The organism is Burkholderia sp. MSMB1498 (genome assembly GCF_001526245.1).
Classification (GTDB): domain Bacteria; phylum Pseudomonadota; class Gammaproteobacteria; order Burkholderiales; family Burkholderiaceae; genus Burkholderia; species Burkholderia savannae.
In genome coordinates, this window is sequence record NZ_LOYJ01000011.1 from 1 (window position 1) to 12694 (window position 12694).

General features: G+C 68.2%; 13 protein-coding genes and 1 tRNA gene. All 14 read right to left on the reverse strand.

Annotation, left to right across the window (positions count from 1 at the left end; genetic code table 11):
- Positions 1-95: 95 nt before the first annotated feature.
- Positions 96-875 (reverse strand): tetratricopeptide repeat protein, encoded by a 780-nt coding sequence (locus WS91_RS02680; RefSeq protein ID WP_059669691.1) that lies wholly within the window; start codon positions 873-875, stop codon positions 96-98.
- Positions 872-1657: an HpcH/HpaI aldolase family protein gene (locus WS91_RS02685; RefSeq protein ID WP_038748580.1), complete on the reverse strand. Its 786-nt coding sequence runs from the start codon at positions 1655-1657 to the stop codon at positions 872-874. The genes WS91_RS02680 and WS91_RS02685 overlap by 4 nt, the downstream gene beginning before the upstream one ends.
- 325 nt (positions 1658-1982) lie before the next feature.
- Positions 1983-2435, reverse strand: coding sequence for a 6-carboxytetrahydropterin synthase QueD (gene queD, locus WS91_RS02690; protein WP_038748581.1), 453 nt, complete (start codon positions 2433-2435; stop codon positions 1983-1985).
- A gap of 19 nt (positions 2436-2454) precedes the next feature.
- On the reverse strand, positions 2455-3087 hold the full coding sequence (gene queE / locus WS91_RS02695; protein ID WP_038748640.1) for a 7-carboxy-7-deazaguanine synthase: 633 nt from the start codon (positions 3085-3087) through the stop codon (positions 2455-2457).
- An 87-nt stretch (positions 3088-3174) separates the two neighbouring features.
- The gene (gene queC / locus WS91_RS02700; protein WP_059583743.1) at positions 3175-3909 is read right to left on the reverse strand and encodes a 7-cyano-7-deazaguanine synthase QueC; all 735 of its coding nucleotides are present in this window, start codon (positions 3907-3909) and stop codon (positions 3175-3177) included.
- A gap of 336 nt (positions 3910-4245) precedes the next feature.
- Positions 4246-4321 (reverse strand) — tRNA-Phe (locus tag WS91_RS02705).
- A gap of 59 nt (positions 4322-4380) precedes the next feature.
- Positions 4381-5067, reverse strand: a complete 687-nt coding sequence (esaR, locus tag WS91_RS02710) for a response regulator transcription factor EsaR (RefSeq protein ID WP_038748583.1) — start codon at positions 5065-5067, stop codon at positions 4381-4383.
- Positions 5068-7476 carry a sensor histidine kinase EsaS gene (gene esaS, locus WS91_RS02715; RefSeq protein ID WP_038748584.1) on the reverse strand — a complete coding sequence of 803 codons (2409 nt, stop codon included), beginning with the start codon at positions 7474-7476 and terminating at the stop codon, positions 5068-5070.
- Position 7477: 1 nt separating this feature from the next.
- On the reverse strand, positions 7478-8068 hold the full coding sequence (locus WS91_RS02720) for a DUF4390 domain-containing protein (RefSeq protein ID WP_038748585.1): 591 nt from the start codon (positions 8066-8068) through the stop codon (positions 7478-7480).
- Entirely contained in the window at positions 8065-9477 is a 1413-nt protein-coding gene (gene rsmB / locus WS91_RS02725; RefSeq protein ID WP_059669692.1) for a 16S rRNA (cytosine(967)-C(5))-methyltransferase RsmB, read from the reverse strand. Before rsmB ends, WS91_RS02720 begins: the two co-directional genes overlap by 4 nt.
- A gap of 4 nt (positions 9478-9481) precedes the next feature.
- The gene (locus WS91_RS37125; protein WP_156432267.1) at positions 9482-9775 is read right to left on the reverse strand and encodes a hypothetical protein; all 294 of its coding nucleotides are present in this window, start codon (positions 9773-9775) and stop codon (positions 9482-9484) included.
- Between the two features lie 182 nt (positions 9776-9957).
- Positions 9958-10815, reverse strand: coding sequence for a zinc metalloprotease HtpX (gene htpX / locus WS91_RS02730; protein WP_038748587.1), 858 nt, complete (start codon positions 10813-10815; stop codon positions 9958-9960).
- A 105-nt stretch (positions 10816-10920) separates the two neighbouring features.
- Positions 10921-11559: a LysE family translocator gene (locus WS91_RS02735; protein ID WP_038748588.1), complete on the reverse strand. Its 639-nt coding sequence runs from the start codon at positions 11557-11559 to the stop codon at positions 10921-10923.
- A 120-nt stretch (positions 11560-11679) separates the two neighbouring features.
- Positions 11680-12663 carry a methionyl-tRNA formyltransferase gene (fmt, locus tag WS91_RS02740; protein WP_038748589.1) on the reverse strand — a complete coding sequence of 328 codons (984 nt, stop codon included), beginning with the start codon at positions 12661-12663 and terminating at the stop codon, positions 11680-11682.
- Between the last annotated feature and the right edge of the window lie 31 nt (positions 12664-12694).

Below are 12694 nucleotides of genomic sequence, written 5' to 3' on the forward strand. Positions count from 1 at the left end.
CGTTCGCCGTTCGCCGTTCGCCGTTCGCCGTTCGCCGTTCGCCGTTCGCCGTTCGCCGGTTCGAATGCTCTGTCGATTCGCGGTTCCCCGCGCGATCAATTCGACGGAGCCGGCGCCTTCGGCGCCGACGCGCCGCCCGGCCCCGCCTTCAGCACGGCCGTCAGCTCGCGGTACTTGAGCGCCGCGGCGTCGTCGCCTTGCGCGGCGGCCGCCGCGTAGTACGCGCGCGCAATGTTGAGATTGCGCACGACGCCGTCGCCGCCGCGCTCGTAGAACGACGCGGTCACGTATTGCGAGACCGGCTCGCCCGCATCGGCCGCGCGCTTGTACCATTCGAACGCCTGGCGGTTGTCGCGCGGCGTGCCGCGCCCGTCGAGAAACTGGTTCGCGAGCGCGAGCTCCGCCTGTACGTGCCCTTGCCGCGCGGCCTTCAGGAACCAGCCGTGCGCGGCCGCCGGATCGCGCGCGACGAACTCGCCGTCGTCGAGCATCCGGCCGTACACGTACTGCGCCTGCGACATGCCCGCGTCGGCCGCGCGCTTGAGCCAGCGCAGCCCTTCCGGCACGTTCGCCGTCACGCCTTCGCCCGTGATCAGCATCATCGCGTAATCGAACGCGGCGAGGCGGTTGCCGCGCGTCGCCGCGTCGTGAAACTGCACGAGCGCGGCGCGCAGATTGCCCGCGTTGTAGTCGGCGACCGCCGATTCCGTCTCGCGCTCCGGATTCGGCCGCTTCTGCGCGCCCGACGCCTGCGCGAACGCTCCGCCCGCCGCCGCGCCGAACGCCGTGGCGACGACGAGCGAGCCGACCGCCGCGCCGCGATGCGCATGCCGCGTGCGCGCGAACCACGGCGCGCCGCGACGCTTCCCGTTCATCCCCGCACCTCCTGCAATGCCTGCCGCGTCGCGCGCAGCAGCCACACGACGTCCGCCGACAGCGCGATCACGCGAAAGCCGGCTTCGAGATACTGGCGCGCGCCCGCCGCGTCGGCGGCGAAGATGCCGGCCGGCACGCCGGCGCGCCGTCCGGCCGCGAGCACGTGTTCGAGCGCCGCCGCGACGTCCGGATGCTTCGTATCGCCGAGATGCCCGAGGCTCGCCGACAGATCGGCAGGCCCGACGAACACGCAGTCGACGCCCGGCGTCGCCGCGATCCGCTCGGCGTCGTCGATCCCGCGCGCCGATTCGATCTGCACGATCGTCGCGATCTGCGCGTTCGCGGTCTGCACATAATCGCGCCGCATCCCGTACGCGGCCGCGCGGACGATGCCCGCGACGCCGCGCAGCCCGTCCGGCGCATCGGGCGCCTGAAAGCGGGTGAGCCGCACCGCGTGCGCGGCCTCGTCGGCCGTCTCGACGTTCGGAAACATCAGCGTGCGCGCGCCCGCGTCGAGCGCCCGCTTGACGAGCCACGGCTCGCGCGCCGGCACCCGCACGACGGGCTCGCTCGGCAAATGCGCGGCGGCGAGCGCGCGCAGCTGCGCGGCGACGTCGCGGCTATCGTTCGGCGCATGCTCCATGTCGATGCACAGCCAGTCGAAGCCTGCATGCGCGAGCGCCTCGGTCGCCGCCGCGCTCGCGAGCGTGAGCCAGAGGCCGAGCAGCGGCTCGTCGCCGTCGCGCAGGCGCGCCTTGAGGGAATTGGTGAGCGTGCTCATCGGCGGCCTCCTGTCGTGCTGCGCACGAGCGGACTGCGATTCGGAAGAGGGGGCAAGCGGCCGCCGGGCGGGGCGCTGCGCCGCAACAGGCGGGGGCGCGGCTCGTTCGTCGCGGCGGACGATTCACGAGTCGATCATACCGTGATCGCGGCCCGCACGCGGATTCGGAGAATATCGGCGCAAGACCGGGCGACTCGCGGCGGAATCGGAGAAGCCGACAGGTTCGGCGAAGAAAAGGATACGCGCGGCGCAATCGGCCGCCGCGCGGTGCGGCATGCATGTCGAAGCGCGCGCAACGGCGCAATCGCGCCGCGCGCCGCCCGCATCACGCGCGCGATTCGCGCTCGACGTCGGCCCAGCAGTTCGGCGTCTCGTACAGACGCACGCGCTCGAGCCGCAAATTCACGCCGTAATGCGCGTCATACACGTTCGCGAGGATGTCGAACGCGATCGCCGCGAGATTCTCGACGGTCGGAATCCGGTCGAGAACGACCGTCTTGTGATCGGCCATCTTCTCGAGGAACGAGCGCACGACCTCGTCGCGCGCATAGACGAGGAACGCGTGATCCCACTTGCTGACGAGGTGCTCCATCGCAAGCGCCTTCACGTCGGCGAAATCCATCACCATCCCGCGGTCGGGCGCGCCCTCGGTCTCGACGAGATCGCCGCGCAGCGTGACTTCGAGCACGTAGCGATGCCCGTGCAGATTGCGGCACTGGCTGCGGTGATCGGGAATGCGGTGGCCCGCGTCGAATTCGAGTTTTCGGGTAATCAGCACGATGAATGAGGCGTATGGCTCAAGGAATGTTCAGGTACTTGTGCGTCTGCATCGACAACCGCCACTGCGGATGGCGCTTGCACCAGTCGATCGCGAGCTTCGTGTTGAGCTCGCGCGACGGGCCGTCCATCGGCTGTACGAGGAAATGGTCGAAGTCGAGCTTCGCGTAATCGGCAAGGCGCTGGTTGTCCTGCGGCACCACCACCTTCAATTCGTTGCCCTTCGTGACGACGAGGGGCGCGTCCGCCTTCGGGCTCACGCAGACCCAGTCGATCGATTCGAGCACGGGCAGCGAACCGTTCGTCTCGATCGCGATCGTGAAGCCCGCCGCGTGAAGCGCGTCGACGAGCGGCTGATCGAGCTGCAACATCGGCTCGCCGCCCGTACAGACGACGAAGCGATGCGCCTCGCCTGGCGGCCACAGCGACGCGATCTTCGCCGCGAGCGATTCCGCATCCTTGAACTTGCCGCCGTTCTCGCCGTCGGCGCCGACGAAATCGGTGTCGCAGAAACGGCACACCGCGCCGTCGCGATCCTCTTCGCGCCCCGTCCACAGATTGCAGCCGGCAAACCGGCAGAACACGGCCGGACGGCCGGCGTTCGCGCCCTCGCCCTGCAACGTATAGAAGATTTCCTTGACCGTGTACGTCATGCCGCTTCGTTCCGGCTTGCGCCGTTCGCCTTCCGTTACTCGATGAATCCCACCGGCACCCGCGCACCCACGCGAGCGCCGCGCGCCTCAGACGGGCGCCTCCGTCACGCTTTCGCCGCGCAGATACGCCTCGTAGCCGCGCTTGCGCAGCTTGCACGCCGGGCACTCGCCGCAGCCGAAACCCCAGTCGTGCAGCTCCGAGCGCTCACCGACATAGCACGTGTGCGTCTCGACGCGAATCAACTCGACGAGCGGCTGGCCGCCGAGCTGCTCGGCAAGCCGCCACGTATCGGCCTTGTCGAGCCACATCAGCGGCGTCTCCAGCACGAAGCGCGCATCCATGCCGAGATTGAGCGCGACCTGCAGCGCCTTCATCGTGTCGTCGCGGCAATCCGGGTAACCGGAGAAATCGGTCTCGCACATGCCGCCGACGAGCGCGCGCAGCCCGCGCCGATACGCGATCGCCGCGCCGATCGTCACGAACAGCAGATTGCGGCCCGGCACGAACGTGTTCGGCAGGCCGTTCGACGCCGTCTCGATCTCGATCGCGCGCGTCATCGCGGTGTCGCTGATCGCGCCCAGCACCGACAGATCGATCATGTGATCGTCGCCGAGCTTGTGCGCCCACTGCGGAAAACGCCGCTTCAGCGCGTCGCGCACGCCCTCGCGGCACTCGAGCTCGACGCGATGACGCTGGCCGTAATCGAAGCCGAGCGTCTCGACGCTCTGATAGCGCTCGAGCGCCCAGGCAACGCACGTGGCCGAATCCTGGCCGCCGGAAAACAATACGAGCGCGCCGTTCTTAGCGTCTGTCCGAATCACCGTGATACTCCGTGAATGATGAGCGAGCGCGCCGGCGGCCCGACGCGCGCCGGCAGTGCCGGCCCACCCAGTATAGGCAGCAGCGCGCGGCCCGAAACGGCGCGGCGCTTATGTCGCTCATCGCGCCGCGCTGCGGCGGCGCACGCTCTCGCGCCGTGCTCGGGCGCCGAAACAAAAAAGGACTTGCGGCGCCGCTCGGGCGCGCCCTCAAGCCCTCTAAGTCTTTGAGTCGACGGAGATTTTATCACGCCGCCCCAAAATCGGCCGAAGGCCGGACATGCCGCTCCACAAACGAAAAACCCCAAGAATCTGGCGATTCTTGGGGTGTAATACTGCTGGTGGCCTGGGGCGGAATCGAACCACCGACACGCGGATTTTCAATCCGCTGCTCTACCAACTGAGCTACCGGGCCACGAAGAAAAAAGATTATAGCAATGCGCAAAACACCGATCAAGCCCTTTGCGCAAAAATTTATACCGCGCCTTCGGCCGGCTTCTTGCCGAGCTCGACGCCGAGCTGCTTCAGCTTCCGGTACAAGTGCGTGCGCTCGAGGCCCGTCTTCTCCGCGACGCGCGTCATGCTGCCGTTCTCGCGCGCGAGGTGATATTCGAAGTACGCGCGCTCGAACGCGTCGCGCGCCTCGCGCAGCGGAATGTCGAACGGAATCGCGGCTGTCGTCTGGCCCTCGAACGCCGCGGACGCGTCGTCGTTGAACGTCGGCAGCGCGGCCGCGGACGCGACCGACGACGGCCCCGCCGCCGGCTTCGCCGCCGTGCTCGCGGGCAGCGGCGCCGCGCCGCGCGCGAGGCCGTGCTCGACCGACTTCAGCAGCTTCTGCAGCGTGATCGGCTTCTCGAGGAAATCGAGCGCGCCGATCTTCGTCGCCTCGACGGCCGTGTCGATCGTCGCGTGCCCCGACATCATGATGACGGGCATCGTCAATTGTCCTTGGCTCGCCCACTCCTTCAGCAACGTGACGCCGTCGGTATCGGGCATCCAGATGTCGAGCAGCACGAGATCGGGCGCATGCCGCAGCCGGTAGTCGCGCGCGGCCTGCGCGTTCTCCGCTACGTCGACGACATGCCCTTCGTCGCTGAGGATCTCCGAGAGCAATTCCCGGATGCCCATTTCATCATCTACCACCAGGATGGTTGCCATTTACGCTGCCTTTGTCTGCACAGTTGCTCTTGTCTTGGCGGGTGCCGTGCCGCCGTTCGCTCCGCCCCCGGCGCCCGCCGCATCGTCCGCGAGTTGCAGGAACAGGATCGAGACCTGCGCGCCTTCCACGACGTCGCCGTGCATGCGATTGCGCAAATCGATCCGCGCGCCATGCTCGTCGACGATCTTCTTCACCGTCGCGAGACCGAGCCCCGTGCCCTTCGCCTTCGTCGTCACGTAAGGCTCGAACGCGCGCGTCAGGATGCGCGCCGGAAAACCCGGACCGTTGTCCGAGACGGTCAACCGAACCGCGACCCGCGTTTTGCCGTCCGCGTCGGGATCGCCATATTCTACTGTCTTGGTTTCGAGCAACACACGGGGATGCTCGACGTCGGCGACCGAATCCTGCGCGTTCTGCAGCAGATTGTGGATCACCTGACGCAGTTGCGTCGCATCGCCGCGGATCACGGGAAGCGGCGCCTGCTCGACGACGATCGTGTTCTTGCCTTCGCCGACGCCGTAGAGCGTCAATACTTCGCTCACCAGATCGTTGAGCTGCAGATTGACGAGCACCGCGGGCGGCGTGCGCGCGTAATCGCGGAAATCGTCGACCATCCGCTTCATCGCGGCCACCTGATTGACGATCGTCGTCGCGCCGCGCTTGAGCACGTCGGCGTCGGGCGGCGCGAGCTTGTCGGAAAGCTTCATCTGCAGGCGCTCGGCCGACAACTGGATCGGCGTGAGCGGATTCTTGATCTCGTGCGCAAGCCGCCGCGCCACCTCGCCCCATGCGACCGAACGCTGCGCGGAGATCACGTCGGAGATGTCGTCGAACACGACGACGTAGCCGGACGTCTGCGGATCGTCGGGCTGCCCCGGAGCGGCCGCCGTCGACACGAGCCGCGTGCCGCGCACGAGCAGCGTCAGCGGATCGGCCTCGCCCGGCACCTCGACCGCGAACTGCTGCTGCCAGTGGCCGCGATCCTCGCCGCTGCCCCGGCCCGCCGCCTCGCGATCGGCGAACGCCTTTCTCACCATCGCGCCGAATTCCGCGACGACGCCGACCTGATCGAGCGTCGTGCCGATCAGCGAATTGAACGGCTGACGGAAAATCCGCTCGGCGCCGCGGTTCGCGGTCGTCAGGCGGAACTGGCGGTCGAGCACGAACACGCCCGCCGTCAGGTTCGCGAGAATGCTCTCGAGGTAGGTCTTCGAATGCTCGAGCGCGACGCGGTTCTTCTCGACCGCGAGGCGCGCCTCCGACAACTGCCGCGTCATCGCGTTGAACGACTGCGTGAGGAAGCCGAGCTCGTCGCGCGTCTTGATTTCGCGCTTCGGCGTGTAATCGCCTTCCGCGACCTCCTTCGTGCCCTGCGCGAGCAGGAACAACGGCCGCGCGAGCTGGTTGCCGAGCGCGAGCGCGATCATCATCGCGATGAACGTCGCGAGGAAGAGCGCGAGCGTGAGCGTGCCGATGTACATCTTGCGCAGCCCGCTGCGGCCAAGCGCCTTCTCCTGATATTCGCGATACGCGCGTTGCACCGCGTCGGCGTTGCGCGCAAGCGTCGGCGACACCGGCTGCGTGAGCTGCAGGAAGCGCTCGTCGGGCTGCAGCAGCGACGTCGACGAATCGGGAATGCGCTGCACGACGCGCAGGCGCAGCGCGCCTTTCGAGCCGTGCGCGTGCGGATCGCCGTCCACTTCGCCTTCGATCGCCGCATAGCCGCCATGCTCGCGCGCCTGGCTCAGCATCAGCGGCGTCGGCATGTCGTCCGGGATCAGCGCGGCGAAGTTGCCCGACGCCTGCGCGACGATGTGCACGTCGGGCGACGCGCCCGTGCTGCGCCCCGGCTCGACGATCGTCGCGTCCTGCACGCCGATCTGCTCGCGCAGCCGCAGGAGCGTGAGCGTCGTGCCGTTCGTGTTGGTGTCGGCGCTCGCGAGCTGCTCGGCCATCAGGCGCGCCTTCGTCTGCAAATCCGCGAGCGACGTGTCGAGCATCCCGCGGCCGAGATTCAGGCCCGCGGTGAGCGCCGTCTCGACGTTCACGTCGAACCACGACTCGATGCTGCGCGACACGAACTGATACGACACGATATAGATGATCCCGCCCGGCACGACGCCGACGAGCGTGAAGAACACCGCGAGCTTCGCGAGCAGCCGCGTGCCGAACTTGCCTTTCCTCAGCCGCGCGACGATCATCCCGACGAGCCCGAGCACGACGAGCATGAACACGAGCGCGACGATGATGTTCGCCGAGTAGAGCCACGAGTAGTAGCGATCGAAGAACTCGGTGTTCGCGCTCGCGGCCGCGAGCAGCACGAGCAACAGAATCGCCGTGATCGCGACGGTCGACACGATCACGCGTATGAGGAGGCTCTTTCCGCTCGTCGCGCGGCGGACGCGCATTTTACTTAGCACGTTCGGCCGCCGTGAAAGTGAAGCGCTTCCAATCGGAAACGAGGTTCCAGTCGCGGTTGTTCACCGCATCGACCTGGAACGGCTTCGGCATCAGCGCGGTGTCGAGCTGCATCCGCACCGACGCCGTGTACGTTTCGCCCGGGCGCACCTGGCTCTTGTCGATCACATGCCAGGACGTCACGTGCTTGACCACCGCGAGCGCCTCCTTCAGCGTCGGAAAGCCGAGCTGCAAGCCGCCCGTCGACACGCGATATTCGCGCGTGAGCGGCTGAAACGACAGACGGATCGTCTGCGACACCGACACCGGCTGCTCGTCGAACCAATACCAGCGCGCGCGGCTCAATTCGAAATCGGTCGTGAAATAAAGCGGAATGGCTTTGTTGACCGCATCCTCCAGGCTGCTGTTGAGCTCGAAGTCGAAACGCGCGTCGAGACTCCAGCCGTTGCCGTCCGACTGCAGCGACGCGCGCTGCACGGCGATCGGATCGGCGTGCGCGGAGGGAACGGCAGCGAGACACAGCGTCAGCGCGGCCCAGAGCACGGCCGCGAGCCGGAGTGGAAAGAAGCGTTTGATCGTCACCGTTTCTGAAAGCGCGCGTAGAAAAATCCGTCGTGATCGACATGCCGGCCGGGCTCGCCCGATCCCCCGACGGCCGGCGCCCCGCCTGACGCCCCCTGCGGCAGCAACTGCCCGGGCGCGTCCAATCGTACCGCATCTTGATGGGCGTCTCCAAACCAGCGCGCCTGCTGCTCGCCCTCTTCCGGAAAGATCGAGCAGGTTGCATACAGCAGCTCGCCGCCCGGTTTCAGGAGCGGCCAGAGCGCGGCGAGAATGCGACGCTGCTCGGCGACGAGCGCGGGAATGTCGGCCGCGCGGCGCAGCCAGCGAATGTCCGGATGACGGCGCACGATGCCCGACGCGGAACACGGCACGTCCGCGAGAATCCGCTCGAACGGGCGGCCGTCGTGCCATTGCGCGGGATCGCCCGCATCGCCGACGCGCACGTCGGCCGCGAGCGACAGTCTCGCGAGATTTTCGCCGATGCGCGGCGCGCGCGCCGAATCGCTTTCGAGCGCGACGACTTCGACGTCCGCGAGCTCGAGAAGATGGCCCGTCTTGCCGCCGGGCGCCGCGCACGCGTCGAGCACGCGCATGCCGTCGCGCGCGCCAAGCGATTCGGCCGCGAGCTGCGCGCCCGCATCCTGTACCGACACGACGCCGTCCGCGAAGCCCGGAATGCGCTCGACCGGCAGCGGCGACGCGAGTCGTATTGCGTGCCGGCCGATCCTCTCGGCGTCGATCCGCTCGGCGCGCAGCAGATCGAGATACGCGTCGGCCGTCATGCGGCGCGCGTTCACGCGCAGCGTCAGCGGGCCGGGGGCGTCGCCCGCGGCGAGAATGCGCTGCCACGCGTCGGGCCATGCGCGCTCGACCGCGTCGATCCACCACGTCTCGTAGTTCCAGCGTGCGCGGCGATCGGACTGCATCCGCTCGAGCCACGCGGCCCGTTCGCGCAGGAACCGGCGCAGCACCGCGTTGACGAGCCCCTTCGCGAACGAGCACTCGCGGCGCGCGCCGATCGCGCTCACCGCCTGATCGACGACGGTGAAAGGCGCATACGCGGCGTGTTCGTCGTCGTCGACGAGGAGCGCGAACGCGCAGACGAGAAGCGCATGCACATGCGCATGCGGCGCCTTCGCGACGAATTGCGCGATCAGCCATTCAGCCGTGCCGCGACGGCGCACCGCGCGATACGCGATGTCCTGGATCGCGCCGCGCGCCGCCGCTTGCGCCCCGTCGGCAAACGACGCCTGGACGGCGGCGAGCGCGGCGGGCAGCGCCGCGCCGCGACTGACCGCGTCGACCGCTTGCGCGGCGCCGTCGAGCGCGAAGCCGAGCGAATCGGGGACGAGATGCAGCATCGACAGGCGCGGGGCGCGAGCGGGCGCGCCGGATGCGCGGGAACGAGAAGGGCGAGTCTGGGTCATCGGATCAGCAGTGTCCGCAGCGCGCGATGGCGCCGGGCGATGGTAGGGAGGTGCCGGTGGCCGGCTCTGGGCCGGTCAGCGGGATATTGTAGCGTGCCGGGGGAGTGGGACTCGGGTTGGTGCGGTTGGTGCGGTTGGTGCGGTTGGCGCGGTTGGCGCGGTTGGCGCGGTTGGCGCGGTTGGCGCGGTTGGCGCGGTTGGCGCGGTTGGCGCGGTTGGCGCGGTTGGCGCGGTTGGCGCGGTTGGCGCGGTTGGCGCGGTTGGCGCGGTTGGCGCGGTTGGCGCAGTATCGACACAATCCTCGGCCGCTCGCAAGGCGCTCTTTGCGGCATCGACCAAGCAGCCATCTCGCCGAAAACGACAAACCCCGCAGCTCAAGGCATGCGGGGTTTGCCCGATCGTCCGACGCGCGAAAGCGCGTCAGGAATTGCTACCGCCGCGACGCCCCTTCGCGAGTGCGTCGCCGCGCGATGACGGTCGTCAATCGAAGCGGCCGGTGCGCGCCATTTCCATCAGCCGCGCGATCCGCTCCTCGGTGGCCGGGTGCGTCGAGAACAGGTTCTGCAGCCCGCCCCCCGACAACGGATTCATGATCATCATCTGCGCGGTGGCCGGATGCTGTTCCGCCGTCTGGAACGGAATGCCCGACGCATAGCGATGGATCTTGTCGAGCGCCGAAGCAAGCGCCTGCGGATCGCCCGAAATCTGCGCGCCGCCGCGGTCCGCCTCGAACTCGCGCGCCCGCGAAATCGCCATCTGGATCAGCGCGCCAGCAATCGGCGCGAGGAGCGCGACTGCGATGCCCGCGATCGGATTGGCCGGACGCCCGTTCTCGTCGCGCCCGCCGAAAAACATCGCGAAGTTCGCGAGCGCCGAGATCGCGCCCGCCATCGTCGCGGAGATCGTCGAAATCAGGATGTCGCGGTGCTTCACGTGTGCGAGCTCATGCGCCATCACGCCGCGCATCTCGCGCTCGGACAGCACGCGCAGGATGCCTGTCGTCGCGGCAACAGCCGCATGCTCGGGATTGCGGCCGGTCGCGAACGCGTTCGGCTGGGCTTCGTCGATCAGGTAGACGCGCGGCATCGGCAGATTCGCGCGCGTCGCGAGCTCGCGCACCATCCGATAGAACTGCGGCGCCGTGGTCTCGTCGACTTCCTGCGCGTTGTACATGCGCAGCACCATCTTGTCCGAGAACCAGTACGAGAAGAAATTCATACCGAGCGCGATCAGCAGCGCGATCATCATCCCGCGCGATCCGCCGATCATCCCGCCGATCACGATGAACAGGGCCGTGATCGCGGCCATCAGCATCGCCGTTTTGACCCAATTGAACATGTTTCCCACTCCTTATCCGTCTGCGGGGATCGCGCCGCACGCTCATCGGCGGCGCATGATTGTAAGTGATTTGTTAGATAAGAGCGTTTCGAGAAAATTCAATCCTTAGCGCGTCGACGTCGCGAGCTTGACGCCGAGGCCCACGAACGCGCTGCCGACGCCGCGGTCGAGCCATTTCTTCACACCAGGCTTGCCGGCGAAGCGCCGCGTGACGGTGCCCGCGACCCACGCCACGGTACACGACCACACCGTGCTCATCGCGAGGAACACCGCGCCGAGCGTGAGGAAGGCGAGCACCTTGTGGTCGCTGTCCGCCGACACGAACTGTGGGAAGAAGGACACGAAGAACAGCACCACCTTCGGATTCAGCACGTTGGTCAGGAACCCTTGCGTGAACAGCTGGCGCAGCGATTTGTCCGCGCCGCGCCGCGCGGCGGACTGCTCGGCCGCCGGTTCCTGCTTCGAGAAAATGAGGCGCACGCCGAGGTAGACGAGATAGGCCGCCCCGACGATCTTGATGACCGTAAACGCGGTAGCCGACGCAGCAAGCACCGCCGTCAGGCCAAATGCGCATGCGAGCACATGCACGCAGCAGCCGGCCGAAATGCCGAGCGCGGACATGAGCCCCGCGCCGCGCCCTTGCGCGACGCTGCGGCCGACGATGTACGCGGTATCGGGCCCCGGCGTAACGTTCAACAGGAAGACTGCCGCCACGAACAAGCCAAGATGGGTGATGCCGAACATGCCGATCCCTCGATGCTGATGTCAAAGAATTCTACGCGTGCGCCCGACGCCGCGCGACCTGGCCGTTCGGCCGATTGCGCGGCGCGCGCGATTCCGATGGAATGTTCTCGGGCGACGAAATTACGCGGCGTCGGGCAATACGAAGCGCTGCCCGGCCACGAGCGGCGCGCCCGCGAGAAACTCGCGCACAGGCAAGCGCTTGCCGCCCGGTTTCTGCAGTTGCGTGACGCGCAGCGCGCCGTCGCCGCATGCGATCACGACGCCGTCCGGCCCCGCTTCGACGATCGTGCCGGGCGCCGCGCCGCCATGCGCCGGCACCGCATCGGCCGCCCACAGCTTGAGCGCCGCGCCGTCGAGCGTGCCCGCGCCGCCCGGGAACGGGTCGAATGCGCGCACCTGCCGCGCGAGCACGGCGGCCGGCTTGCGCCAGTCGAGCGCCGCCTCGTGCTTGCCGATCTTCTCGGCATAGGTGACGCCGCCGGCGGGCTGCGGCGTGGACACGAGCGAGCCTGCGCGCTCGAGCTCGGCGAGCGCATCGACGATGAGGCGCGCGCCCGACGCCGCAAGCTTGTCGTGCAGCGTCGCCGTCGTGTCGTCGGCCGCGATCGCGACGCGCGCGTCGTGCAGCATCGCGCCCGTGTCGAGGCCCGCGTCCATCTGCATCAGCGTGACGCCGGTTTCGGCGTCGCCCGCCTCGATCGCGCGATGGATCGGCGCCGCGCCGCGCCAGCGCGGCAGCAGCGACGCGTGGATGTTGATGCAGCCGTGGCGCGGCAGGTCGAGCACTTCCTGCGGCAGCAAAAGGCCGTATGCGGCGACAACCATCACGTCGTGCGGCGTCGCGCGCAGCAAATCGAGCGCGGCGGCGGCTTCGGCCGGATACTTGCCCGCGCGGCGCAGCGACGGCGGCTGCGCGACCGCGATGCCGTGCTCGAGCGCATAGCGCTTCACCGCGCTTGCCTGCAGCTTCATCCCGCGCCCGGCCGGGCGATCGGGCTGCGTCAGCACTAGCGGCACCGGGAAGCCGGCGTGATGGATCGCGGCGAGGGCCGCCGCGGCGAATTCCGGCGTGCCGGCGAAAATGACTCGCAGTGAATGTGTCATGTGCAAATGAATCGGGAAGCAGCCGCGCGCG

Coding starts and splice junctions, on each gene's coding strand:
- WS91_RS02680 (WP_059669691.1), bottom strand. CDS start 875: ATGAACGGGAAGCGTCGCGGCGCGCCGTGGTTCGCGCGCACGCGGCAT.
- WS91_RS02685 (WP_038748580.1), bottom strand. CDS start 1,657: ATGAGCACGCTCACCAATTCCCTCAAGGCGCGCCTGCGCGACGGCGAC.
- queE (WP_038748640.1), bottom strand. CDS start 3,087: ATGACGTACACGGTCAAGGAAATCTTCTATACGTTGCAGGGCGAGGGC.
- esaR (WP_038748583.1), bottom strand. CDS start 5,067: ATGGCAACCATCCTGGTGGTAGATGATGAAATGGGCATCCGGGAATTG.
- esaS (WP_038748584.1), bottom strand. CDS start 7,476: ATGCGCGTCCGCCGCGCGACGAGCGGAAAGAGCCTCCTCATACGCGTG.
- rsmB (WP_059669692.1), bottom strand. CDS start 9,477: ATGACCCAGACTCGCCCTTCTCGTTCCCGCGCATCCGGCGCGCCCGCT.
- htpX (WP_038748587.1), bottom strand. CDS start 10,815: ATGTTCAATTGGGTCAAAACGGCGATGCTGATGGCCGCGATCACGGCC.
- WS91_RS02735 (WP_038748588.1), bottom strand. CDS start 11,559: ATGTTCGGCATCACCCATCTTGGCTTGTTCGTGGCGGCAGTCTTCCTG.
- fmt (WP_038748589.1), bottom strand. CDS start 12,663: ATGACACATTCACTGCGAGTCATTTTCGCCGGCACGCCGGAATTCGCC.